At 62.1% G+C, this 25,565-nt stretch carries 19 protein-coding genes and 1 pseudogene; 3 read left to right on the forward strand and 17 right to left on the reverse strand.

From position 1 onward, the window contains the following. From aroKB to pilM, 6 genes and pseudogenes are all read right to left on the reverse strand, one after another. Positions 1–1,620: a bifunctional shikimate kinase/3-dehydroquinate synthase AroKB gene (gene aroKB / locus IGS55_RS18255; protein WP_442908178.1), complete on the reverse strand. Its 1,620-nt coding sequence runs from the start codon at positions 1,618–1,620 to the stop codon at positions 1–3. 39 nt (positions 1,621–1,659) lie between these two features. Continuing rightward, positions 1,660–3,828, reverse strand: coding sequence for an Ig-like domain-containing protein (locus IGS55_RS18260; RefSeq protein ID WP_230516770.1), 2,169 nt, complete (start codon positions 3,826–3,828; stop codon positions 1,660–1,662). Positions 3,829–3,949: 121 nt separating this feature from the next. Next, positions 3,950–5,275 (reverse strand): annotated as a pseudogene (locus tag IGS55_RS18265) (type IV pilus secretin PilQ); the annotation flags it as partial. Between the two features lie 92 nt (positions 5,276–5,367). Continuing rightward, positions 5,368–6,405 carry a pilus assembly protein PilP gene (locus IGS55_RS18270; RefSeq protein ID WP_230516771.1) on the reverse strand — a complete coding sequence of 346 codons (1,038 nt, stop codon included), beginning with the start codon at positions 6,403–6,405 and terminating at the stop codon, positions 5,368–5,370. Positions 6,406–6,420: 15 nt separating this feature from the next. Then, entirely contained in the window at positions 6,421–6,981 is a 561-nt protein-coding gene (locus IGS55_RS18275; protein WP_230516772.1) for a PilN domain-containing protein, read from the reverse strand. Then, entirely contained in the window at positions 6,978–7,619 is a 642-nt protein-coding gene (pilM, locus tag IGS55_RS18280; RefSeq protein WP_230516773.1) for a pilus assembly protein PilM, read from the reverse strand. The genes IGS55_RS18275 and pilM overlap by 4 nt, the downstream gene beginning before the upstream one ends. 291 nt (positions 7,620–7,910) lie before the next feature. Here pilM and IGS55_RS18285 point away from each other — a divergent pair, with 291 nt between their 5' ends. Next, the gene (locus IGS55_RS18285) at positions 7,911–10,256 is read left to right on the forward strand and encodes a penicillin-binding protein 1A (protein WP_230516774.1); all 2,346 of its coding nucleotides are present in this window, start codon (positions 7,911–7,913) and stop codon (positions 10,254–10,256) included. Positions 10,257–10,322: 66 nt separating this feature from the next. Here the strand turns inward: IGS55_RS18285 and cyaY are convergent, their stop codons facing one another. Beyond that, positions 10,323–10,652 (reverse strand): iron donor protein CyaY, encoded by a 330-nt coding sequence (gene cyaY, locus IGS55_RS18290; protein ID WP_166445908.1) that lies wholly within the window; start codon positions 10,650–10,652, stop codon positions 10,323–10,325. On the opposite strand from cyaY, the gene lptM reads away from it, so the two are divergent. Beyond that, positions 10,651–10,875 (forward strand): LPS translocon maturation chaperone LptM, encoded by a 225-nt coding sequence (gene lptM, locus IGS55_RS27915; RefSeq protein WP_268991888.1) that lies wholly within the window; start codon positions 10,651–10,653, stop codon positions 10,873–10,875. The genes cyaY and lptM overlap by 2 nt on opposite strands. On the opposite strand, the gene IGS55_RS18300 is transcribed toward lptM, so the two are convergent. From IGS55_RS18300 to IGS55_RS18320, 5 genes are all read right to left on the reverse strand, one after another. Beyond that, complete coding sequence (locus IGS55_RS18300; RefSeq protein WP_230516776.1) at positions 10,872–11,525, reverse strand: sulfite oxidase heme-binding subunit YedZ; 654 nt, start codon at positions 11,523–11,525, stop codon at positions 10,872–10,874. The two genes, lptM and IGS55_RS18300, sit on opposite strands and share 4 nt — an antisense overlap. A gap of 9 nt (positions 11,526–11,534) precedes the next feature. Further along, entirely contained in the window at positions 11,535–12,512 is a 978-nt protein-coding gene (msrP, locus tag IGS55_RS18305) for a protein-methionine-sulfoxide reductase catalytic subunit MsrP (protein ID WP_230516777.1), read from the reverse strand. 72 nt (positions 12,513–12,584) lie between these two features. Beyond that, on the reverse strand, positions 12,585–13,736 hold the full coding sequence (gene ccsB, locus IGS55_RS18310) for a c-type cytochrome biogenesis protein CcsB (protein WP_070305283.1): 1,152 nt from the start codon (positions 13,734–13,736) through the stop codon (positions 12,585–12,587). Between the two features lie 64 nt (positions 13,737–13,800). After that, on the reverse strand, positions 13,801–15,897 hold the full coding sequence (locus IGS55_RS18315) for a cytochrome c biogenesis protein ResB (protein WP_230516778.1): 2,097 nt from the start codon (positions 15,895–15,897) through the stop codon (positions 13,801–13,803). Between the two features lie 185 nt (positions 15,898–16,082). Next, the gene (locus IGS55_RS18320) at positions 16,083–16,754 is read right to left on the reverse strand and encodes a c-type cytochrome (RefSeq protein WP_230516779.1); all 672 of its coding nucleotides are present in this window, start codon (positions 16,752–16,754) and stop codon (positions 16,083–16,085) included. 186 nt (positions 16,755–16,940) lie between these two features. On the opposite strand from IGS55_RS18320, the gene yihA reads away from it, so the two are divergent. After that, a complete protein-coding gene (gene yihA / locus IGS55_RS18325; RefSeq protein ID WP_230516780.1) occupies positions 16,941–17,684 on the forward strand; it encodes a ribosome biogenesis GTP-binding protein YihA/YsxC in 744 nt (247 codons plus the stop codon). Positions 17,685–17,761: 77 nt separating this feature from the next. On the opposite strand, the gene IGS55_RS18330 is transcribed toward yihA, so the two are convergent. From IGS55_RS18330 to IGS55_RS18350, 5 genes are all read right to left on the reverse strand, one after another. Beyond that, a complete protein-coding gene (locus tag IGS55_RS18330) occupies positions 17,762–18,610 on the reverse strand; it encodes a hypothetical protein (RefSeq protein WP_230516781.1) in 849 nt (282 codons plus the stop codon). A gap of 318 nt (positions 18,611–18,928) precedes the next feature. Then, entirely contained in the window at positions 18,929–22,039 is a 3,111-nt protein-coding gene (locus IGS55_RS18335) for an efflux RND transporter permease subunit (protein ID WP_230516782.1), read from the reverse strand. Further along, positions 22,036–23,208 carry an efflux RND transporter periplasmic adaptor subunit gene (locus tag IGS55_RS18340; RefSeq protein WP_230516783.1) on the reverse strand — a complete coding sequence of 391 codons (1,173 nt, stop codon included), beginning with the start codon at positions 23,206–23,208 and terminating at the stop codon, positions 22,036–22,038. The genes IGS55_RS18335 and IGS55_RS18340 overlap by 4 nt, the downstream gene beginning before the upstream one ends. Before the next feature lie 90 nt (positions 23,209–23,298). Beyond that, positions 23,299–24,657, reverse strand: coding sequence for an ATP-binding protein (locus IGS55_RS18345; protein WP_230516784.1), 1,359 nt, complete (start codon positions 24,655–24,657; stop codon positions 23,299–23,301). Continuing rightward, positions 24,654–25,382: a response regulator gene (locus tag IGS55_RS18350; RefSeq protein ID WP_034753223.1), complete on the reverse strand. Its 729-nt coding sequence runs from the start codon at positions 25,380–25,382 to the stop codon at positions 24,654–24,656. Before IGS55_RS18350 ends, IGS55_RS18345 begins: the two co-directional genes overlap by 4 nt. Positions 25,383–25,565: the final 183 nt, after the last annotated feature.

Consider the following 25,565-nt stretch of genomic DNA (forward strand, 5'->3'; position numbering starts at 1 on the left):
TTATTGCACTCCGGCGGCCAGGGTGGCCAGCACCAGTTCGTGGGGCGCGGACGTGATGTTCGGGCTGCCCAGCGGTTGCAAGAGGATGAACTTGATGGCGCCGCCCTCGTTCTTCTTGTCCACTTCCATCAATTCCAGCCAGCGCTCGACACCGAGGTCCGGCGCCTTGACGGGCAGTCCTGCGGCGGCGACGAGCTTGCGCACGCGCTCGACGGCCGCCTGGTCGATATAGCCCATGCGGCACGACAGGTCGGCCGCCATCACCATGCCGCAGCCGACGGCTTCGCCGTGCAGCCAGTGGCCGTAGCCCAGGCCCGCCTCGATGGCGTGGCCGAAGGTGTGGCCGAAATTCAGGATGGCGCGCAAGCCGCCTTCGCGCTCGTCCTGGCGCACCACGTCGGCCTTGATTTCGCACGAGCGGGCGATCGCATACGCGAGGGCGCCCTTGTCGCGCGCCATCAGCTTGCCCATGTTCGCCTCGATCCAGTCGAAAAACGCGGCGTCGATGATCGCGCCATGCTTGATCACTTCGGCCAGGCCCGCCGACAGCTCGCGCGCCGGCAGGGTTTCCAGGGTCGAGGTATCGGCGATCACGGCGCGCGGCTGGTAGAAGGCGCCGATCATGTTCTTGCCCAGCGGGTGGTTGATGCCCGTCTTGCCGCCGACGGAGGAATCGACCTGCGCCAGCAAGGTCGTGGGCACCTGCACGAAACCGATACCGCGCATGTAGCTCGCTGCCGCATAGCCGGTCAGGTCGCCGATCACGCCGCCGCCCAGCGCCACCAGGGTGGTCTTGCGGTCGCATTTGTTGGCCAGCAGCGCGTCGAAGATCTGCATCAGGCTGGCCCAGTTTTTATATTCTTCGCCGTCCGGCAGGACGATGCTGATCACTTCGCGGCCATCGCTGGCCAGCGCCGCCTGCAGGCGGCCCAGGTACAGCGGCGCGACGGTGGTATTGGTGACGATGGCCACCTTGTGGCCGCTGATATGGCGCAGCAGCGCATCGGCGTCGGCCAAGAGACCAGGACCGATGGCGATCGGATAACTGCGTTCGTCGAGGTCTACGCTCAACAACATTTTGGATTGCTCGTTCATCGAAGGCTCTGCATGAATGACGCAGTTGGGCGAGGCCTCGCATTCGAGGCTGGCCAGCTGCATCAGGATGGTCTGAACCATCGATTGTACGTTAGGACGGCCCGTGTCGATCACAATGTCGGCCACTTCCATGTAATGGGGCTCGCGCTGCGCCGTCAATTCTTCCAGCTTGCGGCGCGGGTCGGCCGTCTGCAGCAGGGGGCGGTTCTTGTCGTGGCTGGTGCGCGCCAGGATGTTGCTGACGCTGGCGCGCAGGTACACGACCGTGCCCCGCTCCTTCAGGTAGGCGCGGCTGTCGGCGTTGAGGATGGCCCCGCCACCGGTGGCCATGACGATGCCTTCCTGGGCGCTCAGGTCACGGATGACCTCGGCTTCGCGCCGGCGAAAGCTGGCCTCGCCCTCGATTTCAAAGATCCACGGGATGGTCGCTCCCGTGCGTGCTTCGATTTCGTGGTCGGAATCGACAAAGCGCAAGCCCAGCTTGCGGGCCAGGATGCGCCCGATCGTGGTTTTGCCTGCGCCCATGAGGCCTACTAAAAACAGATTTTGCATGTGCTGCGACAGTTAATTTGGATTACGACAATCAGTGGCTTGTCCATACGGACTAATGACGCCTGGAGGGGAAACATCCACGCGGTTAAAGTCCGTCGCCAGCCCCGGAAGCAAAGTGTAACCGACATAAGTTGCCTCCGTCCCGGAACTATTGCCGCGAATCGTCAATTCGACGTCCAGCCAGTTCGCCCTGTCGCGCGGATAAGTCAGGGTGATGATCGCCGTTCCCGAGCTGTCGGTCTTGCCGCCGGTCGACAGATTGAGCGGAATGCCCGGGTCCAGACGGCCATTCAGATTGAGGTCGTTATTCGGATTGAAGGTGCCGCTGCGGTCCCGGTCTTCATTGTCGCACTTCAGCGCGGCCGCCACTACCCACGACTGGGCAGCCTGGGAATATTGCAGATAGCCCTTGTAATAATAGCGTGGCCAGGCCGCAGCCGTGATGATCACGTCCGGCACGGGGTTACCGGCGGCATCCGTCACAAACACGCTATACGTCTTGCGGTAGGTGCTGCTGTCGGAGGCGTCGAGCGCATTGCCGCTGCCGGCGCTGATGAACAGCGATTTTTTCGTCACCGTCAGCTTGACCGTGGCCGCATTGCTCGACACGCCCTGCAGCTGCGCCTTGACAACGACGCCGTCGACACCGGTGGTGCCCTGCCCCGCGATGTAGCTGACCGTGGCCACGCCATCGCTGTCGGTGGAGACCAGCGAAGGCGAACTCAGGGAACCATTGCTGGCGTCGGTCTGGATCGAGAAGCTCACCTGTGCATTCTTGACCAGGTTGTTTTCCGCCGTGCCATCGCGCACGATGGCGCGCAAGGCGCTGCGCTGCGCCGTGCTGCCGGCCGTATTGGCGCCGATGACCGCCGGGTCGGCTTGCAGGCTGATCGTGGCCTGGGCCGTCAGTGGCGCAACGAACTCCACTTCCGACTGCACCGAGGCGCCGCTGTCTTCATACTTCGCCGTGAGGGCGGTCAGGCCGGCGCCGCTGGCCTGTACGTAAGCGATGGCATTGCCACCCACCAGCGCCAGCGGCGCCTGCAACAGCGTGCCGCAAGCCGCGTCCTGGTAGATGGCGCCGCGCGACGTGCTGAAACGCACATTGCCCGTTTGTGGCACGCCAGCCACATCGCTATGCACCGTCACCGCATAGCAGGTGTTCGTGTTCAAGGTCGCCAAGGCAACATTACCTCCCGACACGGCATTGATCGTGAAGTTCGATGCATTAATTGCAATTGGCAACACGACGCTGTCACCTTGCGCCTTGACGCTGATGCTGTCGCTGGTGCCCGCCTGGGCGTTGTAGCTCAACACCAGCTGGCCGTTGTTGTCCGTCAGCGCGGGACTGGCGCCGCCGCCCTTGACCGTGATGGCATTGCTGCGGGCACTGAAGGTCACCGGCTTGCCAACGAGGGGATTGCCGCTCGAATCGACCAGCTTGACCACCATGTCGGTGCTCGTCTTCAGATTCACCGTCGAAAAGGCACTGATGACCAGCCGGGTGCCGCTGACGCCGATGTCCGTGCTGGCCGTCTGCTCACCTGCGCTGGCCGTGACCTTGATCGTGCGCAAGCTGGCGTCGCCCCCCGTATTCAGACTGACCAGTGCCTGTCCCTGCGCATTGGTATTGACCTTCGTCGCACCCAGCGCGCCCGAATCGGCACTGAATGTCACGCTGGCATTGGGCACGACGGCATTGTTGGCATCTTTGACAAAGGCGATCATGTTGACGGCGGTACCGCCCGACGATGCCAGGGTGCCACCGGAAGACGTCAGCAGCAAGCTGGCAATGCCGGACGTGACAGGCACCACTTTCACCACCACGGGCGCCGATTCAACGCCGCTGCTGCTGGCCTTGATGGTAATGTCGCGCAAGCTCGCATCGCCTTTCACGCTGAGTTTTTCCGTCACCGTGCCATTCGCGTCCGTCACGCGGTTGGTGTTGCTGATGGTGCCGGAACTGGCGGTAAAGGTCACCGTCTGGCCTGCCATGGCATTATTGCCGGGATTTTTCACCACTGCCGTCAGCACGACTTCCGTGCCGTCCGCGCCCGAGGCAACAATCGTTGTTGCACCAGCCACCAATACCACACTGCCGACACCGGCATTCGCGCCATCCTTGACACCCAGGGTCGGATCGCCGCCACCGCCGCCACAGGCGGCCAGTACAGCGCTCATGAGCAGCAAGACCAGCCAGTTCGATACCCCACTCCAAGAAGTATTGCCTAAAGAAAAATTCCGCATAGTCGCCATCAGTCCGCTTTCGTTTGCATTGTTACTTAAACGTAAAGATGTGACATTAACGTGTTGCTGGCTGATCTGCCACTATTTTCGGCGTAATAAACACCATTAGTTCCGTTTTTTCTTGACTGCGGCCCGTGCTGCGGAAAAAAACACCGAGCACGGGAATGTCGCCAAGAATCGGCACCTTGCTGTCCGTGCCCCGTTCGGATTGCTGATAAATACCGCCCAGCACCACCGTGCCGCCATCTTCCACCATCACTTGCGTGCGCACGTGCTTGGTGTCGATGGCGAAACCGGAACGGGTTTCCTGGCCCACGCTATCCTTGTTGACGTCCACTTCCAGCACCACGTTGCCGTCCGGCGTGATTTGCGGCGTCACTTCCAGGCGCAGATTCGCCTTGCGGAACGTGATCGACGTGGCGCCGCTGCTGGTGGCCACCTGGTACGGCAGTTCGATGCCCTGTTCGATCAGCGCCAGCACCTTGTCGGCCGTCACCACGCGGGGGCTGGAAATGATCTTGCCCCGGCCGTCCGCTTCCAGCGCCGACAATTCCAGGTTCAGGAAGCGGTTGGCGGCCGCCGAAAACAGGCTCAGAGCGAAGCTGGCCGGCTGCAAGCCATTGATGCTGGCGGCCGGCAAGTTGACGAATTGCGTGTTCGGCACGAAGGCGCCGCTGCCTGCCACCGTTTGCCCCGTCGCCTCGCCCACGCCCTGGTAGCTGCCGCCGATGGCCGCGCGGCGCCCGCTGCCGCCCAGGGAAAAACCGGGCAACTGGCCCGCAGCCAGGCGCTGGTCTGTAAAACCCAGGCGCGCGCCCAGGTTGCGGCTGAAACTGTCGTTCGCCTCGACGATGCGCGCCTCGATCATCACTTGGCGTGTTGGAATATCCGTCTTGGCGATCAGCTGGCGGATCTGCTCCAGCCGCGCCGGCACGTCGGTGACGAACAGCTGATTCGTGCGCGGCTCGATCAGCACGCTGCCACGGCGCGACAGCAGCCGGCTGCGCCCTTCCCCCGCATCGAGGCCGAACACGGTGCGGAACGCTTCGGCCTTCTGGTAATTGAGCTGGAAGATGGCTGACTGCAACGGTTCGAGTTCCGCGATCTGCGCGCGCTGTTCCAGTTCCAGCTTTTCGCGCGCGAGGATTTCTTCGCGCGGCGCGATCCACAGCACGTTGCCGTTGCGCCGCATGTCCAGGCCCTTGGCCTGCAGCAGCACGTCGAGCGCCTGGTCCCACGGCAAGTCGCGCAGGCGCACGGTCACATTGCCCGCCACGCTGTCGCTGGCGATGATGTTTTGCCCCGACGCATCGGCCAGGATGTGCAGGGCCGCGCGCACGCCCACGTTCTGGAAATCGACGGAGATTTTGTCGCCCGCATACAGGCGCGGCGCCGTCACCTGCACCACGGCGTCCTGGGCAAGGGCGCTGGCATGCAGGCACAGCATGCTGGCCAGGAGCATGCGACGCGGCCTCATGGCGCCGCCTCGGGCAGACTGGCCTTCGGAGCAGCCCCCGCTACCTGCAAGGCCAGCCTGCCGCGCCGCTCGCGCCACCCGCCTCCCGCGTCCTGCAGCAACTCCTTGTACTGCAGCGCCTGTTCGCTGATTTGCGTGACCTGGCCGTGGTCCGGCCCCAGATACTGGCCCACCGCCACCCGGTACACGCGATGGCCCGCCAGCAGCAATGCGCTCAGACGCCCATCCTGTTGCACGCTGCCAACCATGCTGATGTCCGGCAAGGCCACGCTTTCCAGCGGCTCGCGCATCCGCCGCAGGTCAGGCCCCGCCACGCCGCCCTGCTGACCGGACACGGACACCGGCGGCAAGGCATTAAATGGATCGGCCAGGGCAGCGGCTTCGTAGGGATGCGGCGCGACAGCGGCAAGCGGACGCCAAGTTGGCATCACTGCGGGCGCGCCCGCCTTGGGCGGCAATGCCGCTTGCGCCGCCAGCTCCCCCGCTTCGGGCAAGCGATACGCTTGCAACACGGCATCGAGGGTCAGCAAGCGATCCTTGCCAAGGGTCAGGGCCAGCGCATGCACGGTGACGATGCGCGGCAAGCGCGCCAGGTCCGCCAGCAGCGCGCCCATGGCGTGGTAGCCGCCACGCAACTGTATGGCGATCGGCAAGGCGACATAGGGCGCTTGCGGCCGCGCAGCACCGGGCTTGAACAGTGAAAATTGCAGACCGCGCGCCTGGCCTGCGGCGTTAATGTCCGTCAACAGTGCCGCCATCGCTTGCTCGTCGGGCAATTGCTGTTCCAGCAGGGCCAGCTCGGCGCCGGCCTGGCGCTGCTGCGCGCGCCACTGCGGCAACTGGCTCGCCCTGGCCTGCGCCGCCAGATAATCAGTGCGCAAGCGCCCCTCCTCGCCTTGCGCCACCTGCACGGCGGCCATCAAGCCATCGAGCCACACAACGTGCAGCAGCGCAGCCAGCAGCGCACCGGCCAGAGCGGCGCAAGCGAGGCGCGCCGGTAGCGGCCACAGCGACGCGGTCTTCAAGCTCAGCATGATCAACCTCCACGACTAAGATTGTCCAGCGGGTGCCAAAGCCAGCCGTATCGTCCATTCCACGGCGCCATCGGCCGCGCCGCGCACTTCCAGCACTTCCGGGCGGGACCAGGGCGCGGCCTGTTCGAGCGCCAGCAACAATGCCGCGACCTTTTCCTGCGACACGGCCTGCCCTTGCAGCCGCACCATCGCCGTTTCCTGGCGCACACTGTGCAAGGCGACACCGGCCGGCATCGCCCGGGCCAGGGCCGCCAGCATGCGCACCCAGGCATGGCGTTGCTCTTGCAAACTGGCAATGGCCTGCTGGCGCTGCAGCAGCGGCGCCGTCTCGCCCTGCACCCGCTTGCCTGCGGCGAGGACGGCATTGACTTGCTGCATGCGATGTTGCCAGTCCTCCTGGCGGCGCAGCTGCGCGCCGAGCTGCTGCTGCAGCCAGGCACCCGCCGCCAGGGCCAGCAGCAATCCCAGCAGCGCCCCGCCGGCCAGTTGCCACAGCAGCAGCTGAATGCGCCTGCGGCGCGCCGCCTGGCGATACGGTAAAAGGTTGATGCAGGGCACTTCCGCCACGGTCTTCATCGGGCGTACCGGTGCATGGCCAGGCCCCAGGCCAACTGGTACGCCACGCCACCGTCGGACAAGGCTTGCCAGCCACCCTGCGCGAGCGCCGCCTGCAAGGCCAGCGCCTCGCTATCCATGATGACGGGCGTCAACCCGGCCGCCTCGGCCGCATCGAGACGGCGCTGCACGCTGGCGCGCCGTGCCGCCACCAGCAGCACGTCGATCTCGCTGCCGGTCTGGCCGGCAAGCGGCGGCGCGGGGCCGAGCATGACAAAATCCAGACTGGCGTCTTCCAGCGCAAACGGCATGTATTGCGCCGCTTCCAGTTCCACGAGGATTTCCAGCTGTTCCTCAGGCAATCCGGCAGGCAGGCGGATCGCATGCGTGATCAAGGCCGTGGCCGGCATGGCCAACGCCACGCGGGTGCAGGTGCTGCCACTGTCGCGATGGGCCTGGCGCACGGCATCGGCCACGCCTTGCAGATCTTCGACATTGCCTTCAAGCATCACTCCTGCGGCCAGCGCGGCGCTGCCGCAATGCCGGCACGACAGTTGCCCCCGCCGACGTCCCAACTCGACCACGCGCACGGCATCGTCCGCCATGTCGACGCCCAGCAAGCCGGTGCCAAGAAAACTGCTGATGGAGATGTTTTTCATAGAGAAAAATCAGCGTGGAAGGAGGTCCTGCCATCCGAAAGCCTAGTCCCGGCAGCGCTGGCTTGTAAATGGATTTCACGCTGGTCTCTGCGGTGCGCGGCGCCTATCTGGCGGGGCCGTGATCTGGCGCAGGATAATTGTTACCAAATCCTGGTTGCCAGCGGGCCAATACACGCTTATATAGAGTATCGGCAAGTTTCGACTGCGCCCCGGCAAGCGCCACAGCGCGCTGCCACCCCGGCAAGCTCGCTTATAATTGGCCGGCATAATTAACCGAAAGACATACGACGCATGACATCTTCAAAATCCGCTGGCCCCGCTGGCTCGAAGCCGCCTACCAAGGGCAGCAAACCCAAACGTTTCCTGCTGATGGCACTGGCATCGCTGCTGGGCCTGGGCATCGTCGGCGTGCTGCTGGTGGTATTCGGCCTGGCCATGGCGTATCCGAACCTGCCGGCGCTCGATACCCTGACCGATTACAAGCCGAAAATGCCGCTACGCATTTTCACCTCCGACAGCGTGCTGATCGGCGAGTTCGGCGAAGAGCGCCGCAACATGGTGCACATCAAGGATATTCCCGATGTCATGAAGAAAGCCGTGCTGGCCATCGAAGATGACCGCTTCTATGAGCATGGCGGCGTCGATTACCTGGGCATCACCCGCGCGGCCCTGCACAACCTGACGGGCGGCGCCAAGCAAGGCGCCTCGACCATCACGCAGCAGGTGGCGCGCAATTTCTTCCTGTCCAGTGAACAGACCTTGAAACGCAAGGCGTATGAAGTCTTACTGGCCTGGAAGATCGAGAAAAACCTCAGCAAGGACCAGATTCTCGAAGTGTATATGAACCAGATTTATCTGGGTCAGCGCGCCTACGGCTTCGCCTCGGCCGCGCAAATCTATTTCGGCAAGAATATCCAGGACCTCACCGTGGCCGAAGCGGCCATGCTGGCCGGCTTGCCGAAAGCGCCGTCGGCCTACAACCCCGTCGTCAATCCGAAGCGCGCGCGCATGCGCCAGCAATACATCCTGCAGCGCATGGCGCAGCTGGGCTACATCACGCCGGAGCAGTACACGGAAGCCAAGAATGAAGAGCTGAAAGTGAAAACGGACAGCAGCGCCTTCGGCGTGCACGCGGAATACGTGTCGGAAATGGCGCGCCAGCTCGTCTACGAACAATTCAAGGAAGACACGTATACGCGCGGCCTGAACGTCTACACCACCATCACCAAGGCCGACCAGGACGCCGCCTACATCGCCTTGCGCAAGGGCGTGATGGATTACGAAAAACGCCACGGCTACCGCGGCCCGGAAGCGTATATCGAAATTCCGAAAACCAAGGCCGAAGCCGATGACGCGATTGAGACGGAACTGGCCGACCACCCGGACAGCGACGACATCATCGCCGCCATGGTGCTGCAGGCCTCGCCAAAATCCATCCAGGCAGTCACCTCGGCCGGCGAGGAAATCACCATTACCGGCCCCGGCCTGACCTTCGGCGCGGCCTGGCTGTCGGAAAAAGCGGCGCCGAACCGCCGCATCAAGCGCGGCGCCGTGATCCGCGTCATGCAAGAAAGCAACGCCTGGGTCTTGACGCAGATGCCGGAAGTGCAATCGGCGTTCGTCTCGGCCAGCACCACCGATGGCGCCATCCGCGCCATGGTGGGCGGCTTCGATTACAACCGCAACAAGTTCAACCACGTCACGCAGGCGTGGCGCCAGCCCGGTTCGGCCTTCAAGCCCTTCATCTATTCCGCTTCGCTGGAGCGGGGCCTGTCGCCGGCCACCATCATCAACGATGCGCCGATCTCGTTCGACGCGGGCCAGACGGGCGGCCAGGCGTGGGAACCGAAGAACTACGACAGCAAATACGATGGCCCGATGACCATGCGCAAGGGTTTGATGAAATCGAAAAACATGATTTCCATCCGCATCCTGCACAAGATCGGCGCCAAGTATGGCCAGGAATACGCGACGCGCTTCGGCTTCGACGCGGACAAGAACCCGCCATACCTGACCCTGGCTCTGGGCGCCGGCAACGTGACGCCGCTGCAGATGGCGGGCGCCTACGCCGTGTTCGCCAATGGCGGCTACAAGATCAACCCCTACCTGATCGCCAAGGTCACCGATAGCGATGGCAATGTCTTGTCGCAAGCCAAGCCGGACCTGGCGGGCGAGGAAGCCAACCGGGTCATCGACGAGCGCAATGCCTTCATGATGAACAGCATGCTCAACGACGTCGTGCGCTTCGGCACGGCCAATAAAGCCATGGCCTTGAAGCGTCCCGACCTGGCCGGCAAGACGGGCACGACCAACGATTCCATCGACGCGTGGTTCGCCGGCTACCAAGCCAAGCTGGTCGGTATCGCCTGGATCGGCTACGACCAGCCGCGCAACCTGGGCAACCGGGAAACGGGCGGCGGCCTGGCCTTGCCGATCTGGATCAGCTACATGGCGAAAGCTCTGAAAAGCATTCCCGTCGAGGAACGCGCCGTGCCGGAAGGCCTGATCCACGTGGGCGACGAGTACTACTATGCGGAAAATCCACCGGGCACGGGCGTAGGTAGCCTGGAAGGCGCGGCGCGCGGCACGCCGGAGGAAGAAAAGGCGAAAGAAGCCGTGAAAAATGAATTGTTTTAAACGGTAATCATGCAAAAAGGGCAGCCTGAAGAGGCTGCCCTTTTTTATTGCGCGCGGCTAAAACAATTAATTCAGCACGACAGGGGCGCCCGCCTGCTCGCTGGCCATGGCCGACAGGGCCGCGAACAGTTCCGAGCCGTCGCGCGTGTTGATCCACTCGTCGCCCACGCGCTTGTAGTGGAAACCGCCGGAACGGGCGGCTACCCACATTTCACGCATGGGGGCCTGGCTGTTGACGATGATTTTCGTGCCGTTGTCGATGAACTCGATTTCCAGCACATTGCCGCTGCGGCTGCATTCGACGTCGAGCACGTCTTCATCGTTCAGCCGGTCCAGCGCCGCCTCGATCTGGGTCAGGGTGGCTTCGGCCAGGGCCAGGAATTCCGATTCGCTCATGCTACACTCCAAAGATCTTAATCAAACCGTGATTCTAATCGTGAAGTCATCCTCAGCGTTTTATATCGGCACCGCCATTGTGGTTTCTAGCGTCCTGGCCAGCTGCGGCCAGACCGGCCCCCTGTACCTGCCCAAGCCACCCGCGGCCAAAGGCACGCCAGCCAAAGGCCCCGTCGAACCGGCGCCCGTGCCGCCGCCACCGGTGATCGTGCCGGCAACCTAGGTCGAGCGTACCGGGGTGGCAGCCTTGGCCGCCCTGGCGCTTTTCTCCCGCTTGCTCCAGGCGAAATAAACGCGGATTAACAGCAGTAGCGCGACGATGCTGCCGAACAGGATCGGTTGCGCGAAATTATTCTTGCCCGCCTTCATCCACCAGAAGTGCAAGATGCCCAGCGGCGCGATGATGTAGATCAGCCGGTGCAACCACTGCCAGCGCTTGCCACCCAGTCGCCTGACCATGCCGTTCGTGCTCGTCACGGCCAGCGGAATGAGCAGCACGAAAGCGATAAAGCCTACCGTGATGAACGGGCGCTTGAGCACGTCCTTCCACATTTCCTGCACATCGAAAAAGTGATCGAACCATAAAAAGGTGGTGAAATGCAGCGCCGCGTAGAAAAAGGCGAACAGGCCCAGCATGCGCCGCAGCTTGATCAGCCAATTCCACTGCGTGATGCGGCGCAAGGGCGTCACCGCCAGGCTGAGGCACAGGAAATACAGGGTCCAGTCGCCCGTGCCGCGCGTGATGAATTCCAGCGGCTCCACCAACTGCCCCGTGTACGTCAGCCAGACCATGCGTGCAAACGGCAGCAGCGCCAGCAAAAAGATCAGACTTTTCAGCAGCGACAACTGCCTGCTCGTGGGATTGAGGGCCATGGTCTTTCCTTAAAAGAACTTCTTCAGGTCCATGCCCGCGTACAAGGAAGCGACATCGTTGTAGCCGTTGAACATCAGGGTCTTGCGTTTGCGCGCGAGAAAACCGTCTTCGCCGATGCGCCGCTCGGACGCCTGCGACCAGCGCGGATGATCGACGTTCGGATTCACGTTCGAGTAAAAACCGTATTCGGACGGCGCCGACAGGTTCCAGGACGTGCGTGGCTGTTCCTTGACGAAACGGATCTTGACGATGGATTTGGCTGACTTGAAACCATATTTCCACGGCAAGACCATGCGCACGGGCGCACCATTCTGGTTCGGCAAGGTTTCGCCATACATGCCCAAGGTCAGCAGCGCCAGCGGATGGTTCGCCTCATCGATGCGCAAGCCTTCCGTATAGGGCCACTGCAGCACGCGGCTGCCCACGCCCGGCATCTGCTTCTTGTCGGCCAGGGTGATGAATTCCACGTACTTGGCATTGCCCGTCGGCTCGACCTTCTTGATGATTTCCGAGAAGGAATAGCCAACCCAAGGGATGACCATCGACCAGCCTTCCACGCAGCGCAGCCGGTAGACGCGCTCTTCCAGCGGCGCCAGCTTCAGCAGCGCGTCGAGGTCCAGGGTCATCGGCTTCTTGACTTCGCCTTCGATGCTGACCGTCCACGGCCGCGTGCGCAGGGTGCCCGCGTTTTGCGCCGGATCGCTCTTGTCCGTGCCGAATTCGTAGAAATTGTTGTAGCTGGTGGCGTCTTTATACGCCGTCTGCTTGTCCAGCGCCGAATAGGCGGGATTGAGCTTGGCAGCCAGCTTGGGATTGATGCCTTGCGCGAACGCTTCGCGGCTGGCCATTTCCAGCAAGGCCGCGCTGGACACGGAGCCCAGCGCCACTTGCCTGATGAAGCTGCGGCGCGATTCGAATACGGCGCGCGGCGTGATTTCGGAAGAATACGGCAACTCAATGCCGTTGGGACTGCGCTTGATCAACATGGCGGCTCCGGAAAAAGGTGATTGGATATACCTTACACCAGTTTTTCCGGGCCGTTCATGACGCTTCTGTCATTAAAGTTTGCCGTAAGAATGCAGGCCTGAAAGGAACATGTTCACGCCCAAGAAGGCGAAGGTCGTCACCAGCAAGCCCACCAGCGCCCACCACGAGGCGACGCGGCCGCGCAAGCCCGTCATCAGGCGCATGTGCAGCCAGGCTGCATAGTTGAGCCAGACGATCAGCGCCCACGTTTCTTTCGGGTCCCACGACCAGTAGCCGCCCCATGCTTCGGCCGCCCACAGGGCGCCCAGGATGGTCGCTACCGTAAAGAAAGCGAAGCCGACGGAAATAGCCTTGTACATGACGTCGTCGAGCACTTCCAGCGACGGCAGGCGGTCGACCAGATAGCCGCTCGACTTGAGCAGGTAGGCGGCCGCCACCATGGCCGACAGGGCGAACGTGCCGTAGCCGATGAAGTTGGCCGGCACGTGAATCTTCATCCACCAGCTTTGCAGGGCCGGCACCAGCGGCTGGATTTCCGCCGCGTCGCGCGTGACCGTGTACCACATCAGGAACACGACGGCCGCTGAAATGACCAGCATGACGAAGGCGCCCAGCTGGCGCGTCGCGTAGTGCTGCTCGTAGTACAGGTAGAACATGGCCGTGATCAGGGAAAACAGGATGAACACTTCATACAGGTTCGATACGGGGATGTGGCCCACGTCGGCGCCGATCAGGTAAGACTCGTACCAGCGCACCAGCATGCCCGTCAGGCCCAGCACGACGCCGGCCCAGCACAGCAGGGAGCCGACGGACGAGCCGAATTCCGAGCGCGCCACCAGGCCGATCCAGTAGAACAGGGTCGACAGCACGAAAAGCGTACCCATCCACAGGATGGCGGACTGGCTCGACAAGATGTATTTCAGGAAGAATTTCTGGTTTGCCATCTCCAGGTGGCCCGCGTACAGCTCGATGGCGAACAGCGACAGCACGGCAGCCACGGGGATCAGCCAGCGCACGGGCTTCCAGTACCATCCCAGCCACGCGAACGTGGGCGCCGCGGCCAGCAGGATGGCTTTTTCATAAATATCCATGAATTCGCCAAAGCGCATCAGGCCGAACAGGGAGGCGGCCAGCAAGCCGGCGCCGTACAGCCAATCGATCAGGCTCAGGCGCTTGAAAAATCCTGGTTCCTGCGTATATATTTGCTTGTTTGCCAATTCCATCATTTTCTCCATTCCCGGCGGCGCTGCAGCGTTCCGAAACTCAGCTAATCCAACTCAGCGCAGCTTACGCCGATTGCGGCAGCTTTGCCTTCAAGTTCTCAAATTCTTTTTCAAAATCCAGGGTCTTGCGTTGCGTGCTCATGGCCATCAAGGCTTCGCTGCCGCCTTCGCCATCCTTGATCCACACCCACAGGCGGCGTTCGCGGATATAGAACATGGAAAATACGCCGATCACGAGGAACAGACAACCGAGGTAGACCACGCTCTTGCCCGGCGAACGCGTCACCTGCAGCACGGACGCCTTGATTTCCGTAAAGTCGTCGAGCTGCAGATACACGGGCGCGCCATAGAAGAAGCTGTCGGACAGCGCGTTCGTGGCCAGCTGCAGGAAGCGGCCGTGCTTGTCATCGGCCTCGATGGCTTTCAAGCCATCCTGGGCGCGCGCCGCCTGCCACAAGTCCCACAGGCTGCCATTCAAGATTTTCATGAAGATATCGGCCGCTTTTTCTTGCTCGGCGGCAGGAATTTTCTCCAGGAAACGTGAGATGGCGAGGAAACCGCCCTCTTGTCCATTGCCGGCAAAGATGCCCAGGCTTTTCGCCGCCGATTCCTGCAACTGGCCGCGCAAGGCTTCCGCGCCCGCCTGCGGCATGGCGCGCGCCGCATAGCGCGTGGCGGCCTGCTGGCGCAGCGCCGGATCTTGCAGCGCGGCACGCAAGCGCATCCATTCGTTCACGCTGTAATTGTCATCGGCGGGAATGCGCAGATAGCTGAACGGGTCGCTGGGGTTGACGCGCATGCCGGCCAGGAACACCGTCGTGCCATCCACGGTGACCGGCTGCATGTAGTTCTGGTACTCGCGCGCCTGGCCCGTCTTGTCGCGCAATTTGTATTGCACCGAGGGACCGACGTTCTTGAGATCCTTGTTGTTCGCGTTCTTCGCGGCCGAACCGAGGCGCTTGTCCAGGCCGACGGAGAACTTCTCGTTGAAACTTTCCGCCTTGCTGACGGCGCGCACATCCTGGCCCGCGCTGAGGTTTTCCACGTTGAACGGACGGAAACCCGACCATTCCACCGTGTAGGAATTGCCATCGCTGCGCTCGAGCGGCGTGCTGCCGCCCACTTCGCCGCCGATATCGAAGCGTTTCGTCGTCTTGCCCGTCATGGGAAAACCCGTCAACTTGAGCTTGCTGCCGCCATCCTCAAAGCTGGACTGGTACAGGGCCAGGCCCTTGTACAGCAGTGGCTGGTTGACTTTGATAGTAGCGGGGAAACTTTTCCCTGTTTCATGATCGGTCACCACGACATCGCTGGCGAACAGCTTGGGCATGCCCGTGCTGTAGAAATCGATATGGAATTTTTTCAGCAGGATGGTGACGGGCAGATCCTGGATCAGCACGCCGTCGGCCTGGGGAATGATGGCCGTGTTGCTCGACGAACCTTCCGGAATCATGGTATTGCCGCGGAACGTAGGATTCGACAGGCTCAAACGGTGCTGGGCGGGAATGTCGGCGATCACGCCGCTGCCGGCAAATGGCGTCTTGCCGAAGAACCATTGCTGTACGCGGATCGGCATTTCCGAATCGAGCAAGCCGCCCACGCAGATGATGACGATGGCGCCGTGGGCAAAGATATAGCCCCATTTATTGGCCGCGCCACGCTTGGCCGCGACCAGGGTGGCGTTGTCCTTCTCGACCACCTTGGCCGCATAGCCGGCGTCTTTCAGGCGCATCACCATCTGCTGGGCCAGCACGGCGCGCGGCAGCGGCGCCTGCCATTCCAGCTTGTGGTGGAAATTGCGCAACGATTGCTCGCGCACGGTTTCGCGCCAGCTGCGCATGTCCTTGAGCATCTTCGGCGCATTGCGCACGATGCACAGCGAGGTCGAGGCGACGAGGAAGCCCATGATCACGAGGAACCACCAGGCCGAATACACGGAATACAGGCTCAGCTTGTCGAAAACGGCGAACCAGAACGGACCGAACTGGTTCACATAATTGGGCATGGGCTCGTTTTGCTTGAGCACGGTGCCGATGATCGATGCGACGGCGATCAGGGTCAGCAGGCTGATCGCAAAGCGCATCGACGAGACCAGCTCGACGAATTCAGCCAGGCTGCGGCGTTGGGTCTTTAACTCGATTCCGGTCGTGCCTGTGCTCATACGTGGATACTCATACGGGATATGCAATCTTCAAGAAAATGTAGGCATGGAGCAGAGTGTTTCTCCGCGCAAGGCGGCAGCATACTCCTGTTTGGCCCCTGCCATGAAAAAGGGCAGCCCGTTGAGACGGCCGCCCTTGTTCACGCGCGCTGGTGCGCCTGGCAATCTCTTGCCACTATGAAAACTTACTTCAGGCCGGCGATATAGTCGGCCACGGCGGCGATCTCGTCATCCGACATGCGGGCGGCGATGGCGTGCATTTCCGCACTGTTCTTGCGGGCATCGGCCTTGGTGCTGCGGAACAGCGTCAACTGGGCCACCGTGTAATCCTGGTGCTGGCCGGCGATGCGCGGATACTGGACGGGAATGCCATTGCCCGTCGCGCCATGACAGCTGGCGCAGGCGGCAACTTGCTTAGATGCAATGCCGCCACGGTAGATTTTCTTGCCCAGGTCGATCGTGTCCTTGTTTTTCGCGGCGCCCGGCTTGGACAGCTGCGCGCCCAGGTAGGCGGCGATATTCTTCTTGTCGGCGTCGCTCAGCATCTTCGCGTACGTCGTCATGACGGGCTGGTTGCGCTGCGGCGTCGTGAAATCGACCAATTGCTTGTAGATATAGCTTTCGTGCTGGCCGGCCAGCTTCGGATTGACCGCGATGGTCGAATTGCCGGCCGCGCCATGGCAGGAGACGCAGGCAGGCAAGCCGCGCGCGGCATCGCCATCGGCGTACAGGGTAGCGCCCTTGGCAGCGTCAGCCTTGATGGCCGGTTTCGGTGCTTCGACCGCGGAGGCAGTTGCCGATACAGCCAGCAAAGCGAGCAGCATGGATTTGAACAACGGTGAAAACGCACGATTCATTCAGGCACCCTGAGACAGTGAGAAATTAGTGGTGGACATTGCCGCGCCCTGTGGATTTTTGCTTTATTTTCAGGGCCGCAAGCCGCATCGCTGCTACGCCGGCAACAATAAACAACCCCTTATTGTACAATAGCTTCTTGGCGTTATCGCTCCCTTATCGCTCCCTTTTGTTGCTTTACTACTCCCATGTCAAAACTCTGGCAAGCCCGCTTCTTTACGACCGTCAACCAATTGCGTGACCTGCCCGATACCACGGTGCCGGAAATCGCCTTTGCCGGCCGCTCCAATGCCGGTAAATCGACCGCCATCAACATCTTGTGTAATCAGAAAGGCTTGGCGTTCGCCTCCAAGACACCTGGCCGTACCCAGCACATCAACTACTTCTCCATCGGCGGCGCCCATGTGGCGCAGCACCGCAAGGATGCCACCATCGTCGAAGAGATCGAATGCCTGCTGGTCGACTTGCCGGGCTACGGCTACGCGGAAGTATCGGGCTCGGCCAAATTGCACTGGCAGCGCCTGCTGGGTGACTACGTGCAGCGCCGCGAACAATTGGCCGGCCTGATCCTGATCATGGATTCGCGCCGCCCGTTCACCGATCTGGACATCCAGATGCTGGAATGGTTCGCCCCGACGGGTAAGCCGATCCACTGCATCCTGACGAAAGTCGATAAGCTGAACCGCAACGAATCGGTGAATGCCTTGCGCCAGGCGAAAGCCAAGCTCGACAGCTACGTGGATGAAGACGGCGTTGGCTTCCCGTTCACCGTGCAACTGTTCTCCGCCTTGAAACGAGTCGGCATCGACGAAGCCAACGACAAGATCATGGAACTGGCCGGCATCAGCGAAGACGGCGCGGCCCAGCTGGTCGACCTGATCGAGATGGAAGACGACGTCGAGCCGGAAGCGGGAACCGACAAACCGGCTTGATCGAGATCAACGCTGCGTAAAAAAAGGCTGCCCGTTCAGACGGCGCAGCCTTTTTTTATTGCAGCGAGTCCTGGCGCCTAGCGCCGTCCCGGCCCTGAGCGCTTCTCGGAAAAGAATTCCTGGCGCAGGAACGCCGTCAGCTCGGCCGTGTCTTCCACGCGGGCGCTAAGGTTGACGTTGCGCCCCAGGCGCCGCGATTCCCAGACGAAATCACCAGGTTTTTCGGCACGGATCAGCTGGATCATCTTCTTGATGATGGCCGATTCGATATCGGGTTCATTGCCCAGCTCGACTTTTTCCTGCTTCAGCCAATTGCGCTTGAAGTTGCCATTCCAGCCCTTGAATTTGACTTCCGCGCTGAACGAGGTCTGGTTGACGATGGAAAACACGCCGCCCGAATCCTCGCGGTCGCTGCCCGAATTGCGTCCCTGGGCGCCGGCGATATTCGCCTTGGCCACGCGCATGGCGCGGTCGTTTTCGCTTTCCTCGGCCGGCGGCGTGGGGTTCTGCGCCTCGCGCTGCTTGCGGCGCTGCTCGATCATCGAGCTCATGTCTTCAGCGGGCGGCGGCGGCAAAGGCACTTTCGACACCAGCGGCGGCGTGTAGGTTTCCAGTTTCGGCTTGTCGCGCGGCACGTCTTTTGTGACCACGCGCTTGCTCGGGGCCGGCGGCGGTTTCACCTTGGCCACTTTCGTGTCCTTCGGTTTCGGCGTGGGCTTTGGCTGCGGCTTCGGTTGCGGCTTGTCTTTCAGCGGCGCGATGTAGACCATCGCGCTTTCCTTCTTCGGCGGCGGAATCTTTTCGATCTTGTCGCTGCGCAACAGGACGTACGCCGCCAGCAGCACGTGCAGCAAGACGGACACGCCGAGCGCCACCTTGCGCGTCGTGCTGGTCCTGGACCCGTAGGCCGGCAGTGGCTGGATCACTTGCCCGCAGGTGGGGCAAACATCGGAATCGGCAGCCAACAAATGGGTCGTGTCATGCAAAATGAATCGTGCTTTCTGTGTAGCGAAGAAATAACATTACAGGGCAGCCATAGTGCCAGAGTCCCTTGCTTTTGGGAACACTTCCTCGGCCTTTCCAACCCGAAGCGTACAGGATAGCGACATTCCTTGCAGCGCTGACCAGAGTACCCGAGCCCTCCCTTGACGGTTGTTACCGTATGTATCACTGCCCATACAAAACCGGCGCCCCATTCACGCAGGAAGGGGGCACCGGTCACGGGTCATCAGTCAGGCAGGCGCTCAAGCCTTGTTGTCGAGCGCCACCAGTTGCTCGTCCGTCATCGGCCCCGTGCCGCTGTACTTGTCCAGGAACAAATAAATGACGGGAGTGATGAACAGGGTAATCACTTGCGAGAACAGCAATCCGCCGACCACGGCCAGGCCCAGCGGCTGGCGCAGCTCGGCGCCGGCGCCCAGGCCCAGGGCGATCGGCAAGGCGCCCATCAGGGCTGCCGCCGTCGTCATCATGATGGGACGGAAACGCAAGATGCACGCCTGACGGATGGCCTCAGGTGGGCTCATGCCTTCGTTGCGCTGCGCATGCAGGGCGAAGTCGATCATCATGATGGCGTTTTTCTTGACGATACCGATCAGCATCAGGATACCGATGATGGCGATCATGGTCAGGTCCATGCCGAACAGGCGCAGGGTCAGCAGCGCGCCCACGGCCGCCGATGGCAAGCCGGCCAGGATGGTCAGCGGGTGGATATAGCTTTCATACAGCACGCCGAGCAGCACATAGATCACGACAAGCGCGGCGATGATGAGGATGATCTGGCTAGCCTGCGAGCTCTGGAACACGGCCGCGTCGCCGCCATAGCGCGTGATGATGGAGGCCGGCAAGCTCATGTCCTTGGCCATCGCGTCGATCTTGCCCGTGGCGATGCCCAGCGGCACGTCCGGCGCCAGGTTGAAGGCGATAGTGACGGCCTGCAACTGCCCCTGGTGGTTGACGGACGTGGGCCCGATCGTGCGTTCCACGTAGGCGATACTCGACAGTTTCACCAGTTCGCCCGTCTTGCTGCGCACGGACACGCGCGTGAGCGCATCGTCATACTGGCGGTCGGCCGTGGCCGCTTCCAGGATCACGTAATAGCTGGCTGCCGACGAATAGATGGTCGACACTTGCCGCTCGCCAAAGGCGCTGTACAGTGCCGTGCGGATATCGGACATTTGCACGCCCAGCAGATTGGCCTTGTCGCGGTCGATCCTGAGGGACGCCTGCAAGCCCTTGATCTGCGAATCGCTGGTGACGTCGCGGAAGGCGGGATCCGTGCGCATGCCGGCGATAAACTTTTCCGCCCAGTCATTCAAGGCGTCGGGACTGACGCTTTGCAGGGTGTACTGGTAGCGGCTCTTGCTCTGGCGTCCGCCCAGCTGCAAGTTTTGCACGGGCCGGAAATACACGGCCATGCCCGGCACGGTGCCCGCCGCGCGGCGCAGGTTTTCCAGCACCACGGGCATTTTCGGCCGCTCGCTGCGCGGTTTCAAGACCATGAACATACGGCCCGTGTTGCCGCCGCCGACGAACGACGTCACGTCCTGCACGCTCGGGTCCGCCTTGAGCACAGCCGCCACGCGCGCTTGCAAATCCTGCAGCGCCGCAGATGAGATGTCTTCCGACGCTTCCGTATTCACCTGGATCTGGCCCAGGTCTTCCTCGGGGAAAAAACCTTTCGGAATGGTCGCGTACAGCAGCACCGTCAGCGCGAAAGTACACATGGCAACAAACAGCACCACGTTGCGGTGCGCCAGGGCCTTGTCGAGCAGATGCACATAGCCGTTGCGCAATGCCGTGAAACCGGCCTCGAAATGGCGGCCGATAAAGGTTTTTTCGCCATGGCTGGGGTCGCTGTCATTGTGCTCGCGCGAGTCGGCCGGCAGGAAGCGGCTGGCCAGCATCGGCACCAGGGTCAGCGACACAATGGCGGACACCAGCACGGCCAGCGAGACGACGACGGCGAACTCATGGAACAGCAAGCCGATCACGCCCGGCATGAAGAAGATGGGGATGAACACGGCCACCAGCGAAACGGAAATCGAAATGATGGTAAAGCCCATCTCTTTCGCCCCTTCCAGTGCCGCGCGTATCGGTTTCTTGCCCATCTCGATATGGCGCACGATGTTTTCCAGCACCACGATGGCATCGTCGACGACAAGGCCGACGGCCAGGGTAATGCCCAGCAGGGAAACGTTGTCGAGGCTGTAGCCGAGCCAGTACAGCAGGGCCAGGGCGCCGAGCAGCGAGATCGGCATGGTGACGGCCGGAATGAAAGTGGCGGCCGCGCGGTGCAGGAACAAAAAGATCACCAGCACGACCAGCACCACCGTCAGGGCCAGGGTCAGATTCACGTCGTGGATGGCTTCGCGGATCGATAGCGAACGGTCGTTGACCAGGCTGATTTGTATCGACTGCGGCAATTGCTCCTTGAAGCCCGGCAGCAATCGGCGCACGCCATCGACCACTTGCACGGTGTTGGCGTCCGGCTGGCGCTGCACCATCAGGCTGATCGAGCGCTCGCCATTGAAACTGCCGACGGCCTTGATCGATTGAAAGCTGTCTTCCACCTCGGCCACGTCTTTCAGGCGCACGGGCTGGCCGTTGCGGCTGGCGACGATCAGTTCGGCAAAATCGGCCGCTTTCATCATTTGCGGATTGCCCTGGATGGTCAGGGTCTGGCTGGGGCCGTCAAGGATGCCCAGCGGGGAGTTCGTGTTCGAGGTGCGCAAGGCAATGGCCAGCTCGTCCATCGTCAGGTTGCGCGCATTCATCAGGTCGGCACGGGCGCGCACGCGCACGGCAAAGCGTTTCTGGCCATTGACGATGACCTGGGCGACGCCGGGCAAGGTCGACAGGCTCGGCGCGATCAGGTTTTCCGCATAATCGTTGAGGTCAGACAAGTTCAGCGAGGGCGACGTCATCTGGATGAACAGCACCGGCGCATCGGCCGGATTGACCTTGCGGTAGGACGGCAAGTCCGTCATTTCCGTCGGCAACTGGCGCTGCGCGCGCAGCAGGGCCGCCTGCACGTCGACGGCCGCCTCGTTGACATTGATGCTGGCGTCAAACTCCAGGGTCAGCGACGTATTGCCCAAGGTACTCGTGGACGTGATCAGACTGAGGCCGGAAATGGTGGAAAACTGTTTTTCCAGCGGCAAGGCCACCGACGAAGCCATGGTTTCCGGGCTGGCACCGGCCAGGTCGGCGCTCACGTTGATGACGGGCGTGTTGTAGCTCGGCAAGGCCGCGACGGGAATTTGCAGGTAGGCCAGCACGCCGGCCAGGATGATGGAGAGGGACAGCAGCACCACCATGACGGGGCGGCGGATGCTCAGCTCGGACAGGTTCATGCTGGCTTGCCCTGTGCTGCGGCGGCGCCATCGGCAGCCTTGTGTTTTTCCGCCAGGCGCACCTTGCTACCCGGACGCAAGTTCTGCTTGCCATCGACGATGACTTTTTCATCGCCGGCCAGGCCGGTGACGACGGCGTTCGGTCCAAATGCATACACGCGGGCAATCTTGCGCATCTTGGCCGTGCTGTCCGCTTCCATCGAGTACACGAAGGTGCCGGCGGTACTCGTGATGATGGCGTTTTGCGGGATCACCAGCGCATCCTTGAGGGTGCGCACGGTCAGCTGCGTATTCACGTACTGGCCTGGCCACAAATCGGTGCCGCCATTATTGAAACGGGCCTTGATCTTGATCACGCCCGTGGCGGGATCGACGGCATTGTCGATAAAGTTCAGTTTGCCATCAAGCTGCTTGCCGCCCGCATCCGACAACAGCGCCGTGACAGGCACCTCGCCCGCCTTTTGCGCCGCCAGCAAGCCGGACAAGCTGCTTTCCGGCAAGGTGAAGGCCACGTCGATCGGGTCGAGCTGGGTGATGCTGGTCAGCGACGTGGTCGGCTGCACCAGGCTGCCCGCGTAGACATTGATGGCGCCCACACGGCCGCTCTGCGGCGCGCGCAGGACGGTGTAGCTGGAATCGACCTGGGCCGCGCGCAAGGCTGCCTGGTCGGCGGCCAGCAAGGCGCGTGCCGCGTCGAGCTGGCTTTGCAGGGTGTCGACGGCACCCTGGGCAATGAAATTCTTGCTCAGCAAATCCTGGTTGCGCTTGAGCTGGCGCTCGAAGTCCTGCACCGAGGCGCGGTCGCGCAAGACCTGCGCCTGCGCCTTGTCGACATTCGCGTGCTCGCTGCGCGCATCCAGCGTAAACATCAGTTCGCCCTGCTTGACGAACTGGCCTTCGCGGATATGCACCTTGCTAATCGTGCTGGTCGTCTGCGGGTGCAAGTCGACGCTGCTGATCGGCATCACGCTGCCATTGGCTTGCAGCACCATCGGCACATCCTGGCGCACCGGCGCGACCACGCTCACCGTCGTCGGCGCCTGTCCGCCCTTGCCCCCTTTGCCATCCTGCCCACCGGTCGCCGCGCCGGACGGATGCGTGAAATACCAGATGCCGCCACCGATACACAGGGCCGCACCCACGAGGATTGCCAGACTAGTCTTTTTCATTGTTCTGTCACGCTGTCGCAGCGCAGGGCTGCAGGTTGAATGTAGTAGTTGCCAGGAGGCATAAAGCACAATATTGTCGCACGGAAATGCTCACTTTCCTGCGTAATACTCTGGCACGATGAGGGTGACTTCCAGTCCACCGTCGACGTGATTGGACAGCAAAACCGTGGCGCCGTGCTGCTCGGCGATATTGCGCGCGATGGTCAGGCCCAAGCCCGTGCCGCCCGACTCGCGCGAACGCGAGGTCTCGATACGGTAAAACGGTTCGAACACCTTGGCCAGCTGATCTGGCGCAATACCGGGCCCGCCATCGCGGATGCGGATGCGCGCGGCACCGGGGATGCGCTCGACGGTCACCTGCGCGTACTGGCCATATTTGACGGCATTGTCGATCAAGTTCACCAGGCAGCGCCGCATGGCGATCGGGCGCGCCATCAAGGCCATGCTGGCTTGCCCGGCCAAGGTGACATTTTGGCCGGCATCGGCCGCGTCGGAGCAGACGCTATCCAACAGGGAATCGAGATCGAGCGCCTGCATCGCTTCCGTGCTGTCCATCGAGCGGGCCAGGTCCAGCCCTTCCTTGACCATGCTTTGCATGGCCGACAGGTCGCCCACGAGGCGGTCATACAATTCCGTATCGGCCACTTTTTCCAGACGCAAGCGCAAGCGCGTGAGCGGCGTCTGCAAGTCATGCGTGATGGCGGCCAGCATCTGTGTACGCTGGGAAATGTGCTGGCGGATGCGCGCCTGCATGGCATTGAAGGCGGCGCTGGCCTGGCGGATCTCGCTGGCGCCCGACAGGGTCAGCGGCGGATGGTTGATGTCGTTGCCCAGGTCTTTCGCCGCCTGCGCCAGCTGCTTGAGCGGGCGCATGGTCATGCGCGTGACCAGGTAGGCGAGGATGGCGATGCTGATCAGGAAAGGCAGCAAGGTCATCCAGTCATTGTGCTCATTGAACGGCGGCTGCTGGCGCGGCGGCAAGACCATCAGGCGCAGCACGTGGCCATCCTGCATGCGCACATCGAGGTTTTCGCAAGTGCCGCCCCATGGCTTGGCGGCAAACATGCCCGGCGACTGGCGCGGCTTGATGCAGGCGGCCGGGCGTTCGGCCAGCGCGCTGACCTTGAAGCCTTCACCCAGCTTGGCTTGCAGGGCGGTGGAAAATTCCGTCGGCTTGCCCGGTACATGCTCGACGTCGGGACGCAATTCCAGGCGCACGCTGCCCTTGTTGGCCACCTTCAGGTAGGCGGCGCGCGAGGCCAGCGGCACCACGTCGGCCGCCATCACCAGCTGCTCGGCCCGCTCGACGGCGTGGTAATCGCGGTATTGTTCGATGGCGCGCTGGCGTTCGCCCACGGCCAGCCACTGCGTCAGCGCGGCCGAAGCGACGATGCCGATCAGCAAAAACACGAAGACTCTGCCCGTCATCGAGCCCAGGAAGGCCTTCACGCGTGCGGCTCCACATTGACCTGGCCGGCCAGCACGTAGCCGCCGTTGCGCACGGTCTTGATGATTTGCGGCAAGCGCGCATCTTCGCCGAGCTTTTGCCGCAAGCGGCTGATCTGGATATCGATCGAGCGGTCGAACGGGTCCGCGTCGCGGCCCTGCGTCAGGTTCAGCAGCTGGTCGCGGTTGAGCACGCGGTTCGGGTGCTCCAGGAAGACGCGCAGCAGGCGGAATTCCGCGCCCGACAGCATGATCACCAGGCCGCTGGGATTGAGCAGGTGGCGCGCCGTGAGGTCCAGGGTCCAGCCGGAAAAGCGGATTTGCTGCGCCTTGTCCGATGGCACGTTCGATGGCATGGCATGGCTGCGGCGCAGCACGCTGCGTATGCGCGCCAGCAGTTCGCGCGGCTCGAACGGCTTCGGCAAGTAATCGTCGGCGCCCATTTCCAGGCCCAGGATGCGGTCCAGCGGCTCATTGCGCGCCGTCAGCATGATCACCGGCACGGTTGACTGCGCACGCAGCTTGCGGCACAAGGTCAGGCCGTCGTCACCGGGCAGGTTCAAGTCGAGCACGATCAGGTCGGGCCGCGTTTCATCGAGGATTTTCCACATGGCCGTGCCATCTGCCGCGCCCAGGGTGCGGTAGGCGTTCGTTTCCAGGTAGTCCGCCAGCAAGCTGCGGATATCGCGGTCATCGTCGACGATGAGAATTGTAGAAGTGGGTTCCATGGTACGAATTATCCCCACTTCCCCCGGCCTTGCACAACGCATTTGTATCGTCTTGTATATAGAAGACCCGAAGAAACATATAGATACAAACTGTCTGGCAGCGGACACTTCGGGGAAACATGGCGCGTCCAACATGGATTCATGTGCAGCAACATGTACATCCCTCACTTTACAAAGGAATCC

The sequence above is a fragment of the Janthinobacterium sp. EB271-G4-3-2 genome (assembly GCF_020858035.1).
GTDB classification, from domain to species: domain Bacteria; phylum Pseudomonadota; class Gammaproteobacteria; order Burkholderiales; family Burkholderiaceae_D; genus Janthinobacterium; species Janthinobacterium aestuarii.